Annotated in this window: 21 protein-coding genes; 5 read left to right on the forward strand and 16 right to left on the reverse strand. The window is 63.3% G+C overall.

What is annotated here, in order from left to right; genetic code table 11:
• Window positions 1–78: 78 nt before the first annotated feature.
• Window positions 79–618 (reverse strand): 50S ribosomal protein L19, encoded by a 540-nt coding sequence (rplS, locus tag NKI72_RS16095; RefSeq protein WP_254817835.1) that lies wholly within the window; start codon window positions 616–618, stop codon window positions 79–81.
• A gap of 366 nt (window positions 619–984) precedes the next feature.
• Between rplS and NKI72_RS16100 the strand changes: the two genes are divergently transcribed.
• Window positions 985–1,737, forward strand: coding sequence for a sulfite exporter TauE/SafE family protein (locus NKI72_RS16100; RefSeq protein WP_023679781.1), 753 nt, complete (start codon window positions 985–987; stop codon window positions 1,735–1,737).
• Here NKI72_RS16100 and trmD read toward each other — a convergent pair.
• Together trmD and rimM are read right to left on the reverse strand one after the other, a co-directional pair.
• Window positions 1,719–2,417 (reverse strand): tRNA (guanosine(37)-N1)-methyltransferase TrmD, encoded by a 699-nt coding sequence (trmD, locus tag NKI72_RS16105; protein ID WP_352540835.1) that lies wholly within the window; start codon window positions 2,415–2,417, stop codon window positions 1,719–1,721. The genes NKI72_RS16100 and trmD overlap by 19 nt on opposite strands.
• Window positions 2,414–3,013: a ribosome maturation factor RimM gene (gene rimM / locus NKI72_RS16110; protein WP_352540834.1), complete on the reverse strand. Its 600-nt coding sequence runs from the start codon at window positions 3,011–3,013 to the stop codon at window positions 2,414–2,416. The genes trmD and rimM overlap by 4 nt, the downstream gene beginning before the upstream one ends.
• A 115-nt stretch (window positions 3,014–3,128) precedes the next feature.
• On the opposite strand from rimM, the gene NKI72_RS16115 reads away from it, so the two are divergent.
• Together NKI72_RS16115 and NKI72_RS16120 are read left to right on the forward strand one after the other, a co-directional pair.
• Window positions 3,129–4,067: a tyrosine recombinase XerC gene (locus NKI72_RS16115; RefSeq protein ID WP_352540833.1), complete on the forward strand. Its 939-nt coding sequence runs from the start codon at window positions 3,129–3,131 to the stop codon at window positions 4,065–4,067.
• 85 nt (window positions 4,068–4,152) lie between these two features.
• Window positions 4,153–5,220 (forward strand): TraB/GumN family protein, encoded by a 1,068-nt coding sequence (locus NKI72_RS16120; RefSeq protein WP_352832385.1) that lies wholly within the window; start codon window positions 4,153–4,155, stop codon window positions 5,218–5,220.
• A 914-nt stretch (window positions 5,221–6,134) separates the two neighbouring features.
• Here the strand turns inward: NKI72_RS16120 and lpdA are convergent.
• The 11 genes from lpdA to mdh all read right to left on the reverse strand — a co-directional run bounded on the left by lpdA (window position 6,135) and on the right by mdh (window position 18,117).
• Window positions 6,135–7,541, reverse strand: a complete 1,407-nt coding sequence (gene lpdA / locus NKI72_RS16125; RefSeq protein ID WP_352850294.1) for a dihydrolipoyl dehydrogenase — start codon at window positions 7,539–7,541, stop codon at window positions 6,135–6,137.
• Window positions 7,542–7,560: 19 nt separating this feature from the next.
• Complete coding sequence (locus tag NKI72_RS16130; protein WP_352470803.1) at window positions 7,561–8,316, reverse strand: SDR family oxidoreductase; 756 nt, start codon at window positions 8,314–8,316, stop codon at window positions 7,561–7,563.
• On the reverse strand, window positions 8,313–8,765 hold the full coding sequence (locus NKI72_RS16135) for a hypothetical protein (RefSeq protein ID WP_352832430.1): 453 nt from the start codon (window positions 8,763–8,765) through the stop codon (window positions 8,313–8,315). The genes NKI72_RS16130 and NKI72_RS16135 overlap by 4 nt, the downstream gene beginning before the upstream one ends.
• A gap of 65 nt (window positions 8,766–8,830) precedes the next feature.
• Complete coding sequence (locus tag NKI72_RS16140) at window positions 8,831–9,412, reverse strand: hypothetical protein (protein ID WP_352832380.1); 582 nt, start codon at window positions 9,410–9,412, stop codon at window positions 8,831–8,833.
• Between the two features lie 9 nt (window positions 9,413–9,421).
• On the reverse strand, window positions 9,422–10,723 hold the full coding sequence (gene odhB, locus NKI72_RS16145; RefSeq protein WP_352470805.1) for a 2-oxoglutarate dehydrogenase complex dihydrolipoyllysine-residue succinyltransferase: 1,302 nt from the start codon (window positions 10,721–10,723) through the stop codon (window positions 9,422–9,424).
• A 29-nt stretch (window positions 10,724–10,752) separates the two neighbouring features.
• On the reverse strand, window positions 10,753–13,740 hold the full coding sequence (locus NKI72_RS16150) for a 2-oxoglutarate dehydrogenase E1 component (RefSeq protein ID WP_352615459.1): 2,988 nt from the start codon (window positions 13,738–13,740) through the stop codon (window positions 10,753–10,755).
• A gap of 125 nt (window positions 13,741–13,865) precedes the next feature.
• Window positions 13,866–14,768: a succinate--CoA ligase subunit alpha gene (gene sucD / locus NKI72_RS16155; protein ID WP_352832377.1), complete on the reverse strand. Its 903-nt coding sequence runs from the start codon at window positions 14,766–14,768 to the stop codon at window positions 13,866–13,868.
• A 12-nt stretch (window positions 14,769–14,780) separates the two neighbouring features.
• Window positions 14,781–15,278 carry a DUF1579 family protein gene (locus tag NKI72_RS16160; RefSeq protein WP_352832376.1) on the reverse strand — a complete coding sequence of 166 codons (498 nt, stop codon included), beginning with the start codon at window positions 15,276–15,278 and terminating at the stop codon, window positions 14,781–14,783.
• 2 nt (window positions 15,279–15,280) lie between these two features.
• Window positions 15,281–15,652 carry a cupin domain-containing protein gene (locus NKI72_RS16165; protein WP_352540826.1) on the reverse strand — a complete coding sequence of 124 codons (372 nt, stop codon included), beginning with the start codon at window positions 15,650–15,652 and terminating at the stop codon, window positions 15,281–15,283.
• A 261-nt stretch (window positions 15,653–15,913) separates the two neighbouring features.
• The gene (gene sucC, locus NKI72_RS16170; protein WP_352832374.1) at window positions 15,914–17,107 is read right to left on the reverse strand and encodes an ADP-forming succinate--CoA ligase subunit beta; all 1,194 of its coding nucleotides are present in this window, start codon (window positions 17,105–17,107) and stop codon (window positions 15,914–15,916) included.
• Window positions 17,108–17,148: 41 nt separating this feature from the next.
• The gene (gene mdh, locus NKI72_RS16175) at window positions 17,149–18,117 is read right to left on the reverse strand and encodes a malate dehydrogenase (RefSeq protein ID WP_352456335.1); all 969 of its coding nucleotides are present in this window, start codon (window positions 18,115–18,117) and stop codon (window positions 17,149–17,151) included.
• A 232-nt stretch (window positions 18,118–18,349) separates the two neighbouring features.
• On the opposite strand from mdh, the gene NKI72_RS16180 reads away from it, so the two are divergent.
• Window positions 18,350–18,775 (forward strand): GNAT family N-acetyltransferase, encoded by a 426-nt coding sequence (locus NKI72_RS16180; protein ID WP_352832371.1) that lies wholly within the window; start codon window positions 18,350–18,352, stop codon window positions 18,773–18,775.
• A gap of 34 nt (window positions 18,776–18,809) precedes the next feature.
• Here the strand turns inward: NKI72_RS16180 and zapE are convergent, their stop codons facing one another.
• Together zapE and NKI72_RS16190 are read right to left on the reverse strand one after the other, a co-directional pair.
• Entirely contained in the window at window positions 18,810–20,012 is a 1,203-nt protein-coding gene (gene zapE / locus NKI72_RS16185) for a cell division protein ZapE (protein WP_352832368.1), read from the reverse strand.
• Between the two features lie 142 nt (window positions 20,013–20,154).
• Window positions 20,155–20,694, reverse strand: a complete 540-nt coding sequence (locus NKI72_RS16190) for a protease inhibitor Inh/omp19 family protein (RefSeq protein ID WP_352450179.1) — start codon at window positions 20,692–20,694, stop codon at window positions 20,155–20,157.
• Between the two features lie 305 nt (window positions 20,695–20,999).
• Between NKI72_RS16190 and NKI72_RS16195 the strand changes: the two genes are divergently transcribed.
• On the forward strand, window positions 21,000–22,010 hold the full coding sequence (locus tag NKI72_RS16195) for an MBL fold metallo-hydrolase (protein WP_352832366.1): 1,011 nt from the start codon (window positions 21,000–21,002) through the stop codon (window positions 22,008–22,010).
• The last annotated feature ends 6 nt before the right edge of the window (window positions 22,011–22,016 follow it).

The raw sequence follows: 22,016 nt of genomic DNA on the forward strand, positions 1-22,016 counted from the left end.
CCCGGCAAAATAGAATCCGCCTCGCGAAACAAAAAGGCGGCCGAAGCCGCCTTTCCGAAAATACGTTCTTGAAGAGCCTTATTCGGCGGCAGCTGCTTCCGCGGCCTTGGCGGCCTCGTCGGCGGCCTTCTTCTCGGCGGCGTCCTGCGCGGCCTTCTCGGCGGCCAGCGCCTGGGCGGCGGCCACTTTCTCGGCCTCGATGCGCGCCTTCTCGGCGTTCAGCGCATCGCGCTCTTCGTCGTTCAGCTTGCGGGCGCGCACGCCGGTGTTTTCCGAAATGCGGGCCGATTTGCCGCGACGGTCACGCAAATAGTACAGCTTGGCGCGACGCACCTTGCCGCGGCGCACGATCTCGACGCCTTCGACCATCGGTGAATAGACCGGGAACACCCGCTCCACGCCTTCGCCGTAGGAGATCTTGCGGACGGTGAAGTTTTCCTGGAAGCCGGCGCCGGCGCGGGCGATGACGACACCCTCATAGGCCTGGACGCGGGTGCGGGTGCCTTCGGTCACACGGACCTGGACGCGCACGGTATCGCCGGGCTGGAATTCGGGGAGCTTGCGCTTGGCTTCGATCTTGGCGGCCTGCTCGGCCTCGAGCTGACGGAGGATGTCCATCTCAATAATCCACTTCTTGTTCTTCCGACAGTCAGAGCGTCCGACACTCGCCTTGCAGTCGCATCGACCGCTCGGCTATGCCCTTCGTTCGAGAACTTCTGTTCGAGAACATCGGGCAGGGGCGACTACACCGTCATTGTTGACGGGCCAGAAGATCGCTCTTGGCATATTTTCTTCCGGTTCGGCGCGCACATACAGCTATTTCGGCGCTTTGTCACGCCTTCGCTGTTTCTTTTTTGGCGCTGTTTCTTTTTGGCTGAGGCCGCTGTGGCAATCCCGTGATCGCTTGTGGTCCAGGGGGTTGCGCCCGCGCGTCAAGCTTCCTAAGCCGGAAGATAAGCATTTTCCTCCAGCGACGACACCCTCATGCCAATCTTGGACGCGGTCCTGCTCTTTCTCGCCGGCTTTCTATCAGGCGCGGTCAATGCCGTTGCCGGCGGCGGCACGTTCATAACCTTTGGCGCCATGACCCTGGCCGGCCTGCCGCCGATCGTCGCCAATGCGACATCGTCGGTGACGCAATTTCCTGGCTACATCACCTCGACGCTCGCCTATTGGCACGACATCAAGCATTTCTGGCGTGGCGCACTGCTGCTCAGCCTCATTTCGGCTCTGGGTGCGCTGTCTGGCGCGCTCATCCTTCTAGGGCTCGACAACCCGTCGTTCCGCGCCTTGGTGCCGTGGCTGCTGCTGGCGGCAACCGCATTGTTCGCTGCCGGGCCATGGCTGAAGCCGGCGCCCAAGCCGGAGCATGAGGCCGCGGTAGGTTCGCTGGTCGGGTCGCTGGCGCAGTTCGCCACCGCCGTCTATGGCGGCTTCTTCGGCGCCGGCATGGGCGTCATGATGCTGGCGACGCTCGGTCTCACCCAGTCCGGCGACTATCACCGGCTGAACGCATTGAAGAACATGCTGGCCGTGGTCATTGCTGCGGTTGCCATCCTCGTCTTCGTCTCGGGCGGCGTCATTGCCTGGCTGCAGGCGATCATCATGATCCCGGGTGGCGCGCTGGGTGGCTATGCCGGCGTCTGGATCGCCAGGCGCGTGCCGCAGAACGCGGTGCGCGGCTTCGTCATCGCCGTCGGCCTGTTCCTGGCTTTCTACTATTTCGATAAGGGCTGAGCGGCTGACAGATCCGGGCGTCGCTCCTTCGTCAGCCTCTCCGCTTCGGCCCGCCGCCACGCCGCGATCTTCCTGTGATTGCCCGAAATCAGCACTTCGGGGATCGGCCGCCCCTCGAATTCCTGCGGCCGTGTGTAATGCGGATGTTCGAGCAGGCCGTTTTCAAAGCTCTCTTCCTCGCCCGATTCCGCATTGCCCATGACGCCGGGCAACAGCCGCACCACCGCATCGAGCAGCACAAGTGCTGCCGGCTCGCCGCCGGACAGGATGAAGTCGCCGATCGACACTTCTTCGAGCCCCCGCGCTTCGATGACCCGCTGGTCGACGCCTTCGAAGCGACCGCAGACGATCACCGCACCCGGCCCAGCGGCGAGCTCGCGCACTCGCGCCTGTGTCAGCGGTTTTCCACGCGGACTCATTAGCAGTTTTGGACGCCGATCGCCCGGCGGCGAGGCATGGTCGATGGCGCTGGCCAGCACGTCCGCCCGCATCACCATGCCGGCGCCGCCGCCGGCCGGCGTGTCGTCGACGGTACGATGGCGATCGCTGGCGAAGTCGCGGATCTGGATTGCTTCGAGCGACCAGATGCCGGTCTCCAGCGCGCGTCCGGCCAGCGACAGCCCAAGCACGCCGGGAAACATCTCGGGATAGAGCGTCAGCACCGAAGCGGAAAAGCTCACCGGTTGCCTCCGGCGTCCTTCGGCCCGCGCGGCCTGCCCTTGGGGTCGAAGCTGTCGCGGTCGGCAGACGCTCCGTCGTCGTCCTCGACCAGCCCTGCCGCGGCCGGATCGACGCGGACAAAGCCACTGGCGATCGACACTTCCGGAACGGCGGCCTGCGTAAACGGAATAAGCACGCCTTTGCGCCCCGCCAGCGTCACGTCGAGAATGTCGCCGCCGCCGAAATTGTGCACGGCGACGACCTCGCCGATGGCGGCACCCGTGTCATCCCTGACCTCCAGCCCGACGAGGTCGGCATGATAGAATTCGTTCTCTTCGCCCTCGTCCGGCAACACCGAACGGTCGACGAACAATTCGGTGCCGGCGAGCGCCTCGGCGGCATTACGATCGCTGATGCCTTTGAAGCGCACCACCACCACGGTGTTGGCGGGCCTGATGTCGACGATCTGGAAGGCGCGGCCGTCCCTGGCATAGAGCGGACCGTAATCGGCCAGCGCCAGCGGATCGCCGGTAAAGCTCTTGACGCGCAACTCGCCCTTGATGCCATGCGCGGCACCGATCACGGCCATCTGGACGGGGTTTTGCGGCTTGCTCATCTGCGGAAAATCCTTTGCCTTGCTCTAACCCCAGCCCGTCGTCATTTCAATGACGCCGCTCTTCACCGCTTCCTAACCCGAGTGCCGGAAGATGGTAGGGAATTGGAAGAGCGCAATGCAGGAATTCCTCATCCCGGCAAAACCCGACCTTCAGGCGGCGCGCGAGGCCTGGCTGAAGATGCTGGCGCGAGAACGCCGGCTGTCGCCCGAAACCGTCGAGGCCTATGAGCGCGACACGCGCCAGTTCCTGCATTTCCTCACCGGCCATTGCGGCGGCTCGCCCGGCATTTCCGACATCGCCGATCTGCGCCCCGCCGATCTGCGCGGCTTTCTCGCTGCTCGCCGTGCCGGAGGCGCCGGCCCGCGTACGCTCGGGCGGGGGCTGGCCGGCATCCGCTCGCTGCTGCGTTTCCTGGAACGGCGCGGCCTCGCCAATGCGGCGGGTGCGGCGGCCTTGCGGGCGCCGCGGCAGCCGAAATCACTGCCCAAGCCGCTGACGGCAAGCGATGCAAAACACGTCGTCTCGGTGGAAGGCCAGGTGGCGGAGGAGCCGTGGATCGCCGCCCGCAACGCTGCCGTGCTGACATTGCTTTACGGTTCGGGCCTGCGCATTTCCGAGGCGCTCGGCCTGTCGAGCGCCGATCTGTCCTCGCCTGGTGATACCGTGCTGCGCGTCACCGGCAAGGGTGGCAAGACCCGGCTGGTGCCGGTTCTGCCGGTGGCGCTGCGGGCGATTGCTGAATACCGCCGCCTCTGCCCCTGGTATCTCGATCCCAAGGGCCTGCTGTTTCGCGGTGCCCGCGGCGGCCCGCTCAACCCGGCGATCGTCCAGCGCGACATGGCCAAGCTGCGCTCGGCGCTCAACCTGCCCGACACGGCGACGCCGCATGCGCTGCGCCATTCCTTCGCCACGCATCTGCTAGGGCGCGGCGGCGACCTGCGCACCATCCAGGAGTTGCTCGGCCACGCCAGCCTGTCGACAACCCAGATATACACCGGCGTCGACACCGCCAGGCTGCTCGAGATTTACGAAGCAGCTCATCCTCGTGCGTGATCGATGCATGTGTCGGTGGCCATCTCGCAACAATTTTGATGCGCCGGTTAACCGTTTTGCCGCTTTTTGCGCCTAGAACCGCAGCATGAAACGCCTCATCGCCATCGCCGACCGCGCGACCCATGTGTCGCTGAAGCTGCTCGTCGCGCTGAACGCCCTGTTTTTCCTCTCTTTCCTCATCGTCGCGCTGCTCGCGGCGGGCAAGGCACGCGCCGAGACTTCGGCCTGCACCGGTAGCGATATGCTGAGCGCGCTGCAAAAGGACGACCCGGCTGCCTACCGCAAGATCGAGGCGGAGGCGGCAGCGACGCCGAACGGCAAGGGCCTGCTGTGGAAGCTCGAAAAATCGGGCGAAAAACCGTCCTTCCTGTTCGGCACCATGCACGTTACCGACCCGCGCGTCACCACGCTGCCACCCGCCGCACAGAAGGCATTCGATGCGGCTGGCACCGTCATCATCGAGACCACCGAAGTGCTCGACAAGCAGAAGATGATGGCAGCAATGCTGAAAGAGCCGGATCTGATGATGTTCACCGACAAGACGACGCTTTCGTCGCTGCTGTCGCCGGAGGATGCGGCGGTGGTCAACAAGGCGCTCGATGCGCGTGGCATCCCGCCAGCGACCGTCGCCAAGATGAAACCTTGGTTGCTGTCGGCGATGGTGGCGCTACCTGCATGCGAAGTCGCCCGCCAGGCTGGCGGTGCGCCAGTGCTCGACGTCAAGCTTGCCAAGGACGCCGAGGCTTCGGGCAAATCGGTCGAGGGGCTGGAGACAATCGCCGACCAGCTGCGCGCCATGGCTTCGCTGCCGATCGCCTTTCACCTGAAGGGACTGGTCGATACGCTGAAGCTTGGCGACAAGGTGAACGACGTCAACGAAACCATGATCGTGCTTTACCGGCGTGGCGACACTGGCATGTATGTACCGCTGTTTCGGGCTATCGTCCCCGAACAGGTAGACGACCAATCGGGTTACGCCGAATTCGAGCAGACCATGATCACCAGCCGCAACAAGGTGATGGTCGATCGTGCAGCGCCGATCCTCGCCCACGGCAATGTCTTCATGGCGGTCGGCGCCATGCACCTTCCCGGAGCGCAAGGCTTGGTCGAGGGTTTCCGCAAGACCGGCTATACGGTGACCGCCGTCAACTGAACGACACGGCGGAGTTGCGCACCGAATCATTGCCGAGGCGGGACCAGCCCTTACGCGTGGCGCGACGGCGGACCAGCCGCGCTTCGTACCAAGAAACCGAAAAAGGTTCGGTTTGGCTCGATCGAACCCATTTTGCGGTGGAAATGCATGCCTGCGAGCGATTCCGGATCAGAATTGCCCTGTTTTCGGCGTTTTCAACGCCTAATGTGAAACCGATTCAACGATTGTACGTTGATGGCTATTACTTGATGTTTTTCATCCACGGAGGACACTTTTATGGCGAACACACCCAATCCGAACGACCCATTCACCTCGCCGGGCTCCGCACGGCCAAGCGGCGGCGGCAGCGGCTGGCTGATTGCCCTGGTCGTCGTTATCCTGGCAATTGTCGCCTATTATGTTTTTGGAAGACGTAGCGAGGCACCTGCGCCTGCCGAACCGCCCGCAGCCAGCACACCAGCTCCGGCACCAGCGCCGGCCGAGCCGATGAAACCAGCCGAACCGGCTCCTGCGCCAGCTCCGGCAACACCCGCTCCGGCTCCGGCCCCGGCAACACCGGCTCCGGCTCCGGCCCCTGCGCCAGCCCCAGCACCAGCGCCGGCACCGGCTCAGTAATCAGACTGCTGATTTAATATATGAACGGTCCGCTGAAAGGCGGGCCGTTTTTTTGGGGAGCAGCCGTCGATGCTCTGAGCTGCGATTAGCCATGGCCAACTTCATCTTCGTCATCCAGCGCGGAGCAGGAGCGAAGCGACATCGCGGAGACCCTGGAATCCATCTGCGGTTGAGAATGGAAGCCGTCTGTGGTGATCCTTCGCGCCCCTCTCTGTCCTGCCGGACATCTCCCCACTTGGGGCCACTTGGGGGAGATTGGCTATTTCGCCAATCGCCACCGTCGCCTGCGATTCAACCGCTCAGATATGGATCGGCTTGAAGAACGTCGCCAATGCCGCCTCCTTTACCGCTTCCGACATTGTCGGATGGGCGTGACAGGTGCGGGCTAGGTCTTCCGACGAGCCGCCAAATTCCATCAGCACGGCCGCCTCGTGGATCATCTCGCCGGCGCCGAAGCCGACGATGTGGACGCCGAGTACACGGTCGCTGGCCTTGTCGGCCAGGATTTTCACAAAGCCGTCGGTGTGCAGCATGGCGCGCGCGCGGCCATTGGCGCTGAACGGGAATTTTCCGGCCTTGTAGTCGATGCCGGCCTTCTTCAATTCTTCTTCGGTCTTGCCGATCGTGGCGATTTCCGGCGTGGTGTAGACGACGCTCGGAATCACGTCATAGTTCACATGACCGGCCTGGCCGGCGATGGTCTCGGCCACCGCCACGCCCTCGTCTTCGGCCTTGTGGGCAAGCATCGGCCCGGCGATGACATCGCCGATGGCGTAGATGCCGGGCACGTTGGTCCTGAGATGGCCGTCGGTCTTGACCCGGCCGCGCTCGTCGACGTCGACGCCGGCCTCCTTCAGCCCGAGAGCGTCCGAATAGGCCCGTCGTCCCGTCGCAATCAGCACCGCGTCCGCCTCGATCGTCTCGGCCGCACCGCCCTTGACCGGCTCGAAGGTAACCGTCGCCCCCTTCTTGGCCTTGGCGACGCCGGTCACCTTGGCGCCCAGCCTGAATTCAAAGCCCTGCTTCGACAGCAGGCGCTGGAACTGCTTGGAGACCTCGCCATCCATGCCGCCCAGGATGGTATCGAGGAACTCGACCACGGTGACCTTGGCGCCGAGCCGCGCCCATACCGAGCCGAGCTCCAGACCGATGACACCACCGCCGACCACCACCAGATGGCCCGGCACCTTGTCCAGCGACAGCGCGCCGGTCGACGAGACGATCACCTTCTCATCGAAATCGACCTCGACGCCGGGAATGCCGGCGACGTCGGAGCCGGTGGCGATGACGATGTTCTTGGTCTCGATCTCCTCGACCTTGCCGTCATCGGAGGTCACCGACACCTTGCCGGCCGCAACCACCTTGCCGGTGCCACGAAAACTGTCGATCTTGTTCTTCTTGAACAGGAAGGCGACGCCATTGACGTTGGCCGTCACCGTCGCATCCTTGTGTGCCATCATCTTCCCAAGGTTGAGCTTGGGCGCGCCGATCTCGACGCCGAGCGCCTCGAAGGAATGGCCGGCCTCGGCAAACATCTCGGACGCATGCAGCAGCGCCTTTGACGGGATGCAGCCGATGTTGAGGCAGGTGCCGCCGAAGGTCGGGTTCTTTTCGACCACCGCCGTCTTCAGACCGAGCTGCGCCGCCTTGACGGCGCAGACATAGCCGCCTGGTCCCGATCCGATGATAACGACGTCATAGGCCATGATACTGTCCCCTTTTGCTTTAGCGGCCGCCGCCGATTTCCAGATTGGCGCCGGTTGTGTAGGACGCCTCGTCCGACAGCAGCCAGAGAATTGCGGCTGCGACTTCCTCGGCGGTGCCGACGCGCTGCATAGGCACCACCTTGCGCATTCTCTCGGCCCGATCCGGCTGACCGCCGGAGGCATGAATTTCGGTGTCGATGATGCCCGGGCTGACCGCGTTGACACGAATGCCTTCGCCGGCCACTTCGCGGGCAAGCCCGACGGTGAAGGAATCGACCGCGCCCTTGGAGGCGGCGTAGTCGACATATTGACCCGGCCCGCCAAGCCTTGCCGCGATCGAAGAAACATTGGCGATGGCACCGCCCTTGCCGCCATGCCTGGTCGACATCCGCTTCACCGCCTCGCGGGCGCAAAGCATCGGCGCGATCACATTGATGCGCATCATGCGCTCCAGCCTCGCAGCGCTCAGCTCGTCGACGCGCGCGCTCTGGTCGACCACGCCGGCATTGTTGACGAGCGCGTCGAGCCGACCGAAACGGGCATCGACAGCCTCGAACATGGCCAACACGTCCGTCTCGCTGCCGACATCGCCCTTGACCGCAAAGGCTTCTCCGCCAGCAGCCTCGATGTCGGCGACCACCGTTTCGGCGGCTTTTGCATTCGACATGTAATTGACCGCAATACGATAGCCGGCCCTGGCGGCAAGCCTGCATGTAGCGGCGCCGATGCCGCGGCTGCCGCCGGTCACCAGCAGGATCTTTCCGCTCGCGCTCATTCCTGACATCCTTTCAGGGCAAAGACGTCCCAGGGCACCTTGGAAAAGCCGTTGGCGCCGTAGGCCGCCGACATCTGCAACGACGCTCCCAGATCGGGCAGGATCAGCTTCTTCGGCGCATCCTTTCCTTCGCCCGGCAGCAACGCGATATTGCCCTGGTCGTCGGCAGTGTAGATGACGCCCTCCCACACGGTGCAGGCGGCGAGCTCGTCGCCGGTGACGTCGCCGGCCGGGCATTTGTACATCAGCGAGCCATGCGGCCGCGCCGCGCTCTCGGTCCACATGACGATGCCGTCGAGCACGACGCCCTTGTCGAGCACCATCTTGAAGCTGTTGGTGACGGCGGCCGACTCGCCGGTCGGCCTGAAATCGATCTCGGCGGCGTTTTCAGGATCGCCATAGACGGCGAGCTCGAGCGGGCAGGCGGCGTGCGCGACCGCCGGGATCATCGCCGCGCCGACCGCTATCGATGCGGTCGACAGGCTTTCGGACAAGAAAGAACGGATCGTCACTGCTATCCGCCTTGAACAGCTTGATCGAGGATGAAGACCGTCGAAAGAAAATAGTCTATCTCAAACGCTACGTTTTCATTCCTGTCGACCGGAACCGCGTTCACCTCGTATTTGAGGGTCAAGATGCGAGAACTCTCCGCCAGCTCAATATAGACGTCGCGCTCACGACCGCCGCCGATTGCCCACTTGAACTCGCTCTTGTTCAGGAACTGCAGTGCCTTGGGCAAGGTATGTATGGCAATCGGTTTTGTGCCTGCAAAAGTCACGGGATGCCGGCCCACATCGACGTTAAGATGGCCGTACCAAGTCGCCATCGTTCCACCCGATTCCAGTCTTCCGAAGACAGGCTCGACACTAATCGACCTCAGACGAAAATCGGGACTGAAGAAGAACTCGCAATTGGCACCATAGATGCACCACGCCGATCCGGCGTCCCCGTGGCGATAATGATTGTCCGCCCGCAGATCCTCCGGATCTATCAAGCTGCGAACCGTCTCGCGGTCGCTCTTGCCGAGCTCGATTGGGCCAGCACGGCCTGTCGACAATAGTTCGAACAGATCTATCGGGTCGATCGGCTCAGCCACCGGAGCCCCCTAGAGGTCGAGCACCAGCCGCTCGGGATCCTCCAGGCTTTCCTTGACCCGGACCAGGAAAGTCACCGCTTCCTTGCCGTCGACGATGCGGTGGTCGTAGGACAGCGCCAGATACATCATCGGCCGGATCACGATCTGGCCGCCGACCACCACCGGCCGCTCCTGGATCTTGTGCATGCCCAAAATGCCCGACTGCGGCGCATTGAGGATCGGCGTCGACATCAGCGACCCGTAAACGCCACCGTTGGAAATCGTGAACGTGCCGCCTTGCATATCGGCGACGGAGAGCTTGCCGTCGCGCGCCGCAAGCCCCAGCCTGCCGATGTCCTTCTCGATTTCGGCGATGGACATCTGGTCGGCATTGCGCACAACCGGCACGACAAGGCCTTTCTCTGTACCGACGGCAACGCCGATATGAGCGTAGTTCTTGAAGATGATGTCGGTGCCGTCGATCTCGGCATTGACCGACGGGATCTCCTTCAGCGCATGGGTGACGGCCTTGGTGAAGAAGCCCATGAAGCCGAGCTTCACGCCGTGCTTCTTCTCGAACACGTCCTTGTATTTGCCCCTCAGCGCCATCACCGCGCTCATGTCGACCTCGTTGAAGGTGGTCAGCATGGCGGCGGTCGATTGCGCTTCCTTGAGGCGGCGCGCGATCGTCTGGCGCAGCTTGGTCATGCGCACGCGCTCCTCGCGCGACGCATCGTCGGCCGGGGACGGCGCGCGCGCGGCAACGGGTGCCGGTACAGGCGCTGCCTTCGGCATTTCGGCCGGCTGCGACGGCGCGCCCCTGGCGATAAGGTCGAGCACGTCGCCTTTCAGCACCTGGCCGCGCTTGCCCGAGCCCGACACCTGGTCGACCGCGAGATTGTGCTCGGCCAGCAGCTTTGCCGCCGACGGCGCCGGCGGCATTGTGCGCGTCTCGATCGCGCCGGCGTCGCCGGCGATCTTGGCCGTCTCGGCAGCGGCCTGCTTGACGCTCGAGGCTGCGGTGGGAGCCGAAGCCTGCGATACCGCATCCTGTTTGTCCGCCGGAGCGGCGGCGGCATTGGCTGCCGCGCCGGCGCCCGCCGAAATCGTGCCGAGCAGTGCGCCGACGCCGACCGTCTCGCCTTCCTTGACGGCGATCTCGGCGAGCGTGCCCGCGGCGGCGGCCGGCACTTCCACCGTCACCTTGTCGGTTTCGAGCTCAACCAGCGGCTCATCGGCGGCGATCGCGTCGCCGACCTTCTTGAACCATTTGCCGATGGTCGCCTCGGTGACGGATTCACCAAGTGTCGGGACGCGGATTTCGGTTGCCATTGTGCCTGTCCGTTTCTTTCGGTTCTGTTCTATTCACCAAGCGCGTCGTCGAGCAAGGCGGCAAGCTGGGCGAGATGCTTCGACATCAATCCGGTCGCCGGCGAGGCGGCGGCTGGCCGGCCTGTATAGCGCACCCGCTGATGCTTGGCGTCGATATGCGCCAGCACCCATTCGAGATACGGGTCGATGAACGACCATGCGCCCATGTTCTTGGGCTCCTCCTGGCACCACACCATCTCGGCATTGCGAAAGCGCGACAGTTCGGTGATCAGCGCCTTGGCCGGGAACGGATAGAGCTGCTCGACGCGCAGCAAATAGATGTCGTTGATGCCGCGCTTCTCGCGCTCTTCGTAGAGGTCGTAATAGACCTTGCCCGAACAGAGCACGACACGGCGGATTTTCGAATCCTTGGTGAGCTTGATGGCCTGGCCTGACAGCAGCTGGGCATCGTCCCACAACAGCCGGTGAAAGGCGCTTTCGCCCGACATTTCCGGCAGCGTCGATACCGCCCGCTTGTGGCGCAGCAGCGACTTCGGCGTCATCAGGATCAGCGGCTTACGGAAGTCCCGCTTCAATTGCCGGCGCAAGATGTGGAAGTAATTGGCCGGCGTCGTGACGTTGGCGACCTGCATATTGTCTTCGGCGCAAAGCTGCAGGAAGCGCTCGAGCCGGGCCGACGAGTGCTCCGGCCCCTGGCCTTCATAGCCATGCGGCAGCAGGCAGACGAGGCCCGACATTCTGAGCCATTTGCGCTCGCCCGACGAGATGAACTGGTCGAACACCACCTGGGCGCCGTTGGCGAAGTCGCCGAACTGCGCTTCCCACAGCGTCAGCGCCTTCGGCTCGGCCAGCGAGTAGCCATATTCAAAGCCGAGCACGGCCTCTTCCGACAGCATCGAGTTGATGACCTCGAAGCCGGCCTGCGCCGCCGACAGATTGTTGAGCGGAATGTAGCGTGTCTCGTCGCGCTGGTCGTAGAGCACGGAATGGCGCTGCGAGAAGGTGCCGCGCTCCGAATCCTGTCCGGACAGCCGGATCGGATTGCCGTCGAGCAGGATGGCGCCGAAGGCCAGCGCCTCGGCCGTCGACCAGTCGATGCCTTCGCCGGACTCGATCGCCTGGCGGCGGTTGTCGAGGAAGCGGATGATCGTCCTGTGCGCCTCGAAATCCTTCGGCACCTCGGTCAGTTTCTTGCCGATCTCCTTCAGCATCTTGACCGGCACGGCGGTCTTGCCGCGCCGCTGTTCGTCCTGGTTGTCGGCCGAGCGCAGGCCGGACCACGCGCCGTCCAGCCAGTCCGCCTTGTTCGGCTTGTAATGCTGGCCCACCTCGAATTCCTGCTCGAGATGCGCCCGCCAATCGGCCTTCATCTTTTCGAACTCGGCCTGGGTGATGTGGCCTTCGGAAATCAGCCGGTCGGCATAGATCTGCACCGTCGTCTTCTGGTTGCGGATCTTGCGATACATGATCGGTTGGGTGAAGGCGGGCTCGTCGCCCTCATTGTGGCCGAAGCGGCGGTAGCAGAACATGTCCACCACGACAGGCTTGTGGAACTTCATGCGGAATTCGATCGCCACCTTGGTGGCATGGACCACGGCTTCCGGATCGTCGCCATTGACGTGGAAGATCGGCGCCTCGATCATCTTGGCCACGTCGGACGGATAGGGCGACGAGCGCGAGAAGCGCGGGTTGGTGGTGAAGCCGATCTGGTTGTTGATGATGAAATGCAGCGTGCCGGCGACGCGGTGGCCGCGCAGGCCCGACAGGCCGAGGATTTCGGCAATCACGCCCTGACCGGCAAAGGCGGCGTCGCCATGCAACAGCAGCGGCAGCACCTTGGCGCGCTCTTCCAGCGGCACGATCTCCTCGCGGCTGCGGCCGAACAGATAGTCCTGCTTGGCGCGCGCCTTGCCCATCACCACCGGGTCGACGATTTCCAGATGCGAGGGATTGGCGGTCAGCGACAGATGCACCTTGTTGCCGTCGAACTCGCGATCCGACGAGGCACCGAGATGGTACTTCACATCGCCCGAGCCCTCGACCTCGTCGGGCGCAGCCGAGCCGCCCTTGAACTCATGGAAAATGGCGCGGTGCGGCTTGGCCATCACCTGCGACAGCACGTTCAGCCGGCCGCGATGCGCCATGCCGAGCACGATCTCCTTCATGCCGAGCTGGCCGCCGCGCTTGATGATCTGCTCCAGCGCCGGGATCAGCGACTCGCCGCCATCGAGGCCGAAGCGCTTGGTGCCCTTGTACTTGACATCGATGAATTGCTCGAAGCCTTCCGCCTCGACAAGCTTCTGCAGGATCGCCTTCTTGCCGGCGGCGGTGAAGGAGATCTCCTTGTCGGTGCCCTCGATGCGCGCCTGGATCCAGGCCTTCTCCTCGGGATCGGAAATATGCATGAATTCGACGCCGAGCGTCGAGCAATAGGTCCGGGTCAGGATATCGAGCATCTGCCGGATGGTGCCGAATTCCAGCCCGAGCACATTGTCGAGGAAGATCGGCCGGTCGTAATCGGCTTCGGTGAAGCCGTAATTCTCCGGCGACAGCTCGTTATAATCCTCGAGCGGCTTGGCAATGCCCAGCGGATCGAGATTGGCGTGCAAATGGCCGCGCATGCGGAAGGCGCGGATCATCATGATGGCGCGGACGGAATCGCGCGTCGCCTGATGCACGTCGGCGTCGGAAAGCGCTGCGCCGTTGCCGACCGCCCTGTCCTTGACCTTCTTTTCGATGTGCTTTTCGACCAGGCCCCAATTGCCGTCCAGCGCCGAGACCAGCTCGCCATTGGCCTGCATCGGCCAGGAGGGCTTGGCCCAAGAGGCGCCCTTGGCGTTCCTGCGCACGTCGCCGGCGTCATCCTTCAGCGCCGCGAAGAAGTCCTGCCATTCGGGATCGACCGACGCGGGATCGTCCTCATAGGCGGCATAGAGCGCGTCGATATAATCGGCATTGCCGCCATAGAGGAAAGAGGTAAGCGAAAACTGGTCGTTGGCCTGATCTTGTCTTGCCATGTCACTGTCGAAGCCTTTGCTTCGTCTCCTTTGTTGGAGGGGAGTAAGGGAATAGGGGAGTAAGGGAGTAGGGCAATGCCCTCGTCTTGTTCCCTACTCCCCTATTCCCGTACTCCCTTACTCCCCTAACCCTTGATCGCCTCGACCAGCGTCGTGCCGAGCCGGGCCGGCGATGGCGAAACCTTGATGCCGGCCGATTCCATCGCCGCGATCTTGTCTTCCGCGCCGCCCTTGCCGCCGGAGATGACCGCGCCCGCATGGCCCATAGTGCGGCCCGCCGGTGCGGTGCGCCCGGCGATGAAGCCGGCCATCGGCTTGCTGCGGCCGCGCTTTGCCTCGTCCTTGAGGAATTGCGCGGCGTCTTCCTCGGCCGAACCGCCGATTTCACCGATCATGATGATCGACTTGGTCTCGTCGTCGGCGAGGAACATCTCCAGCACATCGATGAACTCCGTGCCTTTGACCGGGTCGCCGCCGATGCCGACAGCGGTGGTCTGGCCGAGGCCGACATTCGTGGTCTGGAACACCGCCTCATAGGTAAGCGTTCCCGAGCGGGAAACAACGCCGACCGAGCCCTTGCGGAAGATGCTGCCGGGCATGATGCCTATCTTGCATTCGTCGGGGGTCAGCACGCCGGGGCAGTTCGGCCCGATCAGCCGCGACGTCGAACGGTCGAGCCTCGCCTTGACCTTGATCATGTCCATCACCGGTATGCCCTCGGTGATGCAGACGATCAGCGGGATCTCGGCCTCGATCGCTTCCAGGATCGCTTCGGCAGCACCCGCCGGCGGCACGTAGACGACCGAAGCGTTGGCGCCGGTCCTGGCCTTGCCTTCGGCTACGGTGGCGAAGATCGGAAGCGCCTCGCCTTTGGCGCCGGTCCAGGTTTCGCCGCCCTTCTTGGGGTGGATGCCGCCGACCATCTTTGTGCCGTGATAGGCGAGCGCCTGTTCGGTATGGAACGTGCCGGTCTTGCCGGTCAGGCCCTGCACCAGCACCTTGGTGTTCTTGTCGACGAGAATGGACATCGGAGCCCTTTTCTAAAAACCGTTGATCGAGGAAGGCGAGACGCGCCGATAGACGCCGCTCACCATGTCTTGCCAGCCATCGCCGCCGGCAGGTTTGAAATGCAGTCGCATGCGGAAGGCATCGGCATTGTCGAAAATATAAGTCACACGCGCGGAGCCGCGCTGCGACGACCGCTCCAGAGCCAGCTCCGTGCCGTTCCAGCTGCCTTTGGCCGGCGACATCGGCACGAAACCCATCGAATCGAACTGGTGCATGGTGACGATTTTGTTTTGCTGGTCGAAGCCGAACACGCTGTACGCGCCGAACGAAACCGTGCCGTCGCGGCGCTGGCGATAGCGCTGCACTACGAACAGGCCGCCGAACTGTGCCTCTGCCAGTATTTCCGAACTCGCTGTTCCGCCATCGGCCCATTTCGTGGCCGACACCTCTTCCTCGCCGCGCCACGCTCCGACCAGCGCCCGCAGGCGCTGGTGATCGGCCGAGAGTGAGGAGAAGGGCGCAGCGTTCATGGTCAGAGCCGCTTGAGATCGGCGACGGTGAGGTCGCTCTTAGCGTTGCCGGTGTTGAGCGTCGTCGCCGGCTCGAACATCAGCACGACAGGCTCCTCGCTCAGTGAGCGCGGACGGTGCTCGACGGCGCGCGGCACAACGATGAACTCGCCGCTGCCAAGCTCAACCGTGCCGTCGCGGAAATCGATGGCGATGCGGCCGCGCAGCACCAGGAATGCTTCGTCTTCATTGTCATGCGCGTGCCAGTCGAAGACATCGCCGAACTTGGCGATCTTGACCTGGCTGTCGTTCACGTCGCCGGCGATATGCGGATCGAAGACCTTCTTGATCTTCTGATCCGCCGCCTCGACGAGGTTTATCTTGTGCGGAGGCATCGCCTATCGACCTCTGACTCGCTCTGTTCTCACTGGATAATCCGAAACAGCAACAGGAGGCCCACCAAGAAGAGCATGACGCTCACGCCAAGATGCACCCCAAGGTCAAGCGATCTTGGAAGAACAATTCTGAACGAGGTGTGGCGGCGCATCTTTTCCGACATCTTTCTCCGCTCGGGAAAGGCCCACAGTCCGCCGATACCCATGGCAATCATAAATATTGACCATATTGGATGGGCAAACGGAGCGTTTTCCAAATGCTCAGCCCTTCACCGCCGCGACAATCTTCTTGGCTGCGTCATCGAGGTCATCGGCCGACACCACGTTCAGCCCGCTGTCGTTGATGATCTTCTTGCCGAGCTCGGCATTGGTGCCTTCCAGCCGCACCACCAGCGGCACTTGCAGGCCGACCTCCTTGACCGCGGCGATGACGCCCTCGGCGATGATGTCGCACTTCATGATGCCGCCGAAGATGTTGATCAGGATGCCTTTGACCGCCGGATCCTTGGTGATGATCTTGAACGCCGCCGTCACCTTTTCTTTCGACGCGCCGCCGCCGACATCGAGGAAGTTGGCCGGCTCGGCGCCATAGAGCTTGATGATGTCCATCGTTGCCATGGCAAGGCCGGCGCCGTTGACCATGCAGCCGATATTGCCGTCGAGCGCGACATAGGCGAGGTCGTATTTCGACGCCTCGATCTCCTTCTCGTCCTCTTCGGTGGTGTCGCGCAATTCGAGCACGTCGGGGTGGCGGAACAGCGCATTGTTGTCGAACGACACTTTGGCGTCGAGCACGCGCAGCCGGCCGTTCTTCATGACGATCAAAGGGTTGACCTCGAGCAGGCTCATGTCCTTCTCGACAAACGCCTTGTAGAGGATCGGAAACAGGGTCGCGCCATCCCTGGCGGCGTCGCCGTCGAGCTTCAGCGCCGCGTTGAGTTTCTTCACATCGTCGGCCGTCACGCCCTTTTCCGGGTCGATGGCGACGGTAATGATCTTTTCCGGCGTGTCGTGGGCGACCGCCTCGATGTCCATGCCGCCCTCGGTCGAGACGACGAAGGCGACGCGCCCGACCGAGCGGTCGACCAGGATCGACAGATAGAGCTCGCGGTCGATGTCGGCGCCGTCCTCGACGTAGAGCCGGTTGACCTGCTTGCCGGCCGGGCCGGTCTGCTTGGTGACCAGCGTATGGCCGAGCATCTCCTCGGCGTTGGCGACGACCTCGGCCACCGACTTCGCCAGCCTGACGCCGCCCTTGGCATCGGGCCCGAGCTCCCTGAACTTGCCCTTGCCGCGGCCGCCGGCATGGATCTGGCTCTTGACCACATAGAGTGGGCCGGGCAGCGCCTTGGCGGCAGCTTCCGCCTCGCTCGCCTTGAACACCGGCACGCCCTCGGCCACGGGTGCGCCAAAGCCTTTCAGCAGCGCCTTGCCCTGATACTCATGGATGTTCATGCGCTATGTCTCCAGCTTGCTTGGCGGGCTTGGTTACCGGCTTACTTGGCCGCGAGATGCGGAGCGATCTTGACGCAGGCGTCGCACAGGCCCTGCACCGCCGCGACCGAATTGTCGAACATCTTCTGCTCGCTCTTCGCGAGCTCGATCTCGATGATCCGCTCGACGCCGCCGGCGCCGATTACCACGGGAACGCCGACATAGGTGTTCTTGACGCCATATTGGCCGGAGAGGTACGCCGCACAGGGCAGCACCCGCTTCTTGTCCTTGAGATAGGCTTCGGCCATGGCGATGGCCGAGGCGGCCGGCGCATAAAAGGCAGAGCCGGTCTTGAGCAGGCCGACGATCTCGGCGCCGCCGTCGCGGGTGCGCTGCACGATCTGGTCGAGCCGCTCTTTCGAGGTCCAGCCCATCTTGATGAGGTCGGGCAGCGGGATGCCGGCAACCGTCGAATAGCGGATCATCGGCACCATGGAATCGCCATGGCCGCCGAGCACGAAGGCGGTGACGTCCTCGACCGAGACCTTGAATTCCTCGGCCAGGAAATAACGAAAGCGCGAACTGTCGAGCACGCCGGCCATGCCGACGACATGGCTCTTGGGCAGGCCGGAAAACTTCTGCAGCGCCCAGACCATGGCGTCGAGCGGATTGGTGATGCAGATGACGAAGGCTTTCGGCGCGTATTTCTTGAGGCCGGCGCCGACCTGCTCCATCACCTTCAGATTGATGCCTAGAAGATCGTCGCGGCTCATGCCGGGCTTACGCGGCACGCCGGCGGTGACGATGCAGACATCGGCGCCCTCGATGCCGGCATAGTCGTTGACGCCGGTCAGCCTCGAGTCGAACCCATCGACCGGCGACGACTGCGCGATGTCCAGTCCCTTGCCTTGGGGGATGCCTTCGGCGATATCGAACAGCACGACGTCGCCGAGATCCTTGAGGCCGACCATGTGGGCGAGGGTGCCGCCGATCATGCCCGAGCCGATGAGCGCTATCTTGTTGCGTGCCATGTCAGGATGTTTTCCCTTTGACTATGACGGCGCCCAAATCCTTGACGATTTGATGACGGCGTCGGAGGAAGAGGCCGGAATGCTGCGGAACCGCGAAATTCGCCGCACGCAATAGCCCCGGCCGCACAAAAATTCAAACGATTATTTTGGAGTGAGTAATTTCAATCGGTTAGAAACAATGGGACTTACGTAAACGTCAAAATTCTGAAGCCGACTAGAGGAATTCTACACAATGGCACTGGAAATCAGAAGGCTGTTTCCTGGCGATGACGCCCTTGTGATGCGGGTTGCCGACGAAGTCTTCGACGAGCCGGTCAGGCCGGATCGGCTCTCCGCCTATCTCGCGGAGCCCGGTCATTTCATGGTCGTGGCCCTCGCCGACGGCATCGTCGTTGGCCAATGCGCAGCCGTCATCCACCGCCACCCGGACAAGGTGAGCGAACTCTACGTAGACGAGGTCGGCGTGGCGCCGGCCTTTCAACGCCAGGGCATTGCGACGAGGATGCTCGGCGCCATGTTCGCACTCGGTCGCGAGCATTGTGAGGAGGCGTGGGTCGGCACCGAGCCGGACAATGTTGCTGCTCGCGCACTTTACGAGTCGCGAAAAGAGCCGCATGGGCCGGCGGAGGGGTTCGTCATGTATGTTTATCGATTATAGGCGCCGGCGGCAGCGCCCCCTTCGGTACTATCCCTCACGCCTGTGCCTGCCGTGCCTCCGTCGATGATCCCTGCGCCCTCTGCCTCTTCGCCCAGTCCTCCAGCCAGTCGTGGCTCTGCATCTCGATCAGCCGCGATGCGGTGCGCTCGAACTCGAAGACTTCGTTGCCGCGCTTGGCCGTATAGAGCTGCGCCGGCGGTGCCGCGGCGCTCATCACCAGCCGTACATGATGATCGTAGAGCGTATCGACCAGCAGGATGAAGCGCTTGGCTTCGTTGCGCTTGCCTTCGCCGAGCACCGGCACATGGTCGATGAAGATGGTCGAGAAGCGGGCGGCAATGGCAAGATAGTCGCGGGCGCCGAGCGGCCTCTCGCAGAGATCGGCGAAGGAAAACCGCGCAGCCTCCCCTGCAGCCCGCGGCACCATGACGTGCCGGCCCTTCACCGTCAGCATCGTCTCGGCCGTCGGCCTGCCATGTGTCATCACCGCCCACGCGTCGTCGAGCGCATGGTCGGCGGCGGCATCGGCCGGGGTGACGTAGACCGGCATGCGGCTGAGCTTGTCGAGGCGGTAATCCTTGTCGGCGTCAAGCGCCAGCACCTGCGCGTGGCGCTCCAGGATAGCGACAAACGGCAAAAACAACTGACGGTTCAGGCCGTCGCGGTAGAGATCCTGCGGCGCAACATTGGAAGTGGCAACCAGCACCACGCCATTGGCAAACAACGCCGAAAACAACCTTGACAGGATCATCGCATCGGCGATGTCGGTGACGGAGAACTCGTCGAAGCATAGCACCCAGGCTTCCTCGGCCAGCGCGCGCGCCACCGGCGGGATCGGATCGTCCTCCTTGGCCGTGCCGTTCTTGCGAGCCTGTCGGTGCTTCTGGATGCGGTCCTGCACGTCGGCCATGAAGTCGTTGAAATGCACCCGGCGCTTGCGCCGCACCGGCAGCAGCTCGAAAAACATGTCCATCAGCATGGTCTTGCCGCGGCCGACGCCGCCATGGATATAAAGGCCCTTGACCGCCTCGTGCACCTCGCGCTTGCGGGCGAACAACCACCCCAGCGCGCTTGATTTCTGCGCCAGCCGCTTTGCCGATATCTCTTCGATCAGCCGGTCGAGCGCAGCGGCGATCCGCTCCTGCGCCGGATCGCGCCCGATGGCGCCCGTCTCGACCAGATGGTCACAGCGCTGCTTGACGGTCGCATGGGTCTGGAGGCCGTCACGCAGATGCATTGGTCACGTCGTTCCGGAGCAATTCCAAGAAAAGTGTGCAGCGGTTTTCTGTCCGGAATTGCGTAAAAACAAAAGAGGCAATTCCAGGAAAAGTGTGTAACGGTTTTCCGTCCGGAATTGCGTAACAATGGGGGCCGTTCTCTTACCTTGTAAGCGAGATCGGCAGGCCGTTGGAAGTCTGGCCGTCGAATTTCTCGCCGCCCGAAGAATAGAGCCGTGCCAGCGTGCCGCCATTCTCGTCAAAGAGCGTCAGCTGTTTGCCGGCGACGTTCCACGATTTGATGCCATCGAGCGGCGCCGGGCAATGCAGCGGTCCGGCGCGGTAGCCCGAACCGAATTTGGTCTGCGGCGTCGCCACCTGACAGCTCTGGCCGGACACGCTTGCCTTCCACACGCCGGCGACGCTGGACGCGGTAAGGTCGGCCGCACCGGCAGGCGCCGTCCCGTCCGGCGGCAGCGAGGCGACCTGGGTGTTCTGCGGCGCGGTAGGAAATTTCGACGGATCGGCCGGGCCGGGTGTCGCCGGCGGCGGCAGCTGGTTTGCGGTCACCTTGCCGGCGGGCGCAGCTTCCAGCGGCGCCGGCTGCTGCTCGTCCATCGATGTGAACCGTGAGGTTGAACAGCCGCTCGCAACGAGCGCGGCCAGCGATACGGCCAGCAGGCCGGTTTTCGAAAATTTCATTCTTCAACCTCCGTCGGATCGGGCTGGGGGTGCCGTCCGCGCAATGTCCCCCTCACCAAGATGGAGAAGGTGGCGAAATTTCAACCCGATATGGTTAAAATACGGTTTGCGCCGGTAATGTTGCAAATTTGTCGCAAAATGCACATTGTCTGAAATTGCGTTACGCCTTGGCCGTTTGGCCGACACCTCCGGTTGATTCGATACGGCGCGCTGGCGCCAAATCCCTGGCGTTCACCTCAAATGCTTGTGCGGGCCGGCGCCGGCATTATCTCTTGGCGATCAGCAAACTGCAGGGAGCCGATTTCTTGGCCGCGAGAAAGAGAGCCGCCAACCGCTATTACAGCGGGCCGCCCAGCGATCATTTCGACGGCACCTTGTTCTTCAATCCCGACGGACGGCCGCCGGGTCGCTTTGCCGATCTGTTGAAATGGCAATTGAGCCGCGAGCGCTCGAAATGGCCGGCGGCGGATCCGAGCCCGTTTCCACCGGCAAGACCGGTCGAGCGCATCGATGGTTCTGCGCTGCGCCTCACCATGGTCGGTCATTCCTCGCTGCTCGTCCAGACAGCCGGCCTGAACATCCTGACCGACCCAGTCTGGTCGCGACGCGTCTCGCCGCTCTCCTTCGCCGGTCCGAAACGCGTCAATCCGCCGGGCATCGCGTTTTCGCATTTGCCGCCGATCGACCTCGTGCTGGTCAGCCACAACCATTACGACCATCTCGACCTCGCCACGCTGAAGCGCCTGACGACAAGACACGACCCGCTGCTGCTGACGCCGCTCGGCAACGACACGATCATCGGCGCTGCCGTGCCCCGTATGAGGCTTTCCGCGCATGACTGGGGCGACCGGGTCGATATCGGCGATGGCGTCGCCGTCCATGTCGAGCCGGTGCACCACTGGTCGGCCCGCGGTACTCGCGACCGGCGCATGGCGCTGTGGGCGGGTTTCGTCGTCGAGACGCCCGACGCAAAGATCTATTTCGCCGGCGATACCGGCTTCCACGGTGGCATCAATTACCGGCTGATGGCGCAAAAGCACGGCGGCTTCCGCCTCGCCATCCTGCCGATCGGCGCCTACGAGCCGCGCTGGTTCATGGCGCCACATCACCAGGATCCGGAGGAGGCGGTGCAAGGCATGCTTTTGTGCAACGCCGCCTATGCAGCCGGCTGTCACTGGGGCACGTTCCGGCTCACCAACGAGCCGATCGACGAGCCGCCCAGAAAGCTCGGCGAAGCGCTCGATGCTGCCGGCCTGCCGCGGCAACGTTTTCGCGCCTTGCGGCCGGGCGAAGTCTGGGACGTGCCGGCGGTCTAGCGCGGC

The sequence above is a fragment of the Mesorhizobium sp. M0437 genome (genome assembly GCF_040321335.1).
Classification (GTDB): domain Bacteria; phylum Pseudomonadota; class Alphaproteobacteria; order Rhizobiales; family Rhizobiaceae; genus Mesorhizobium.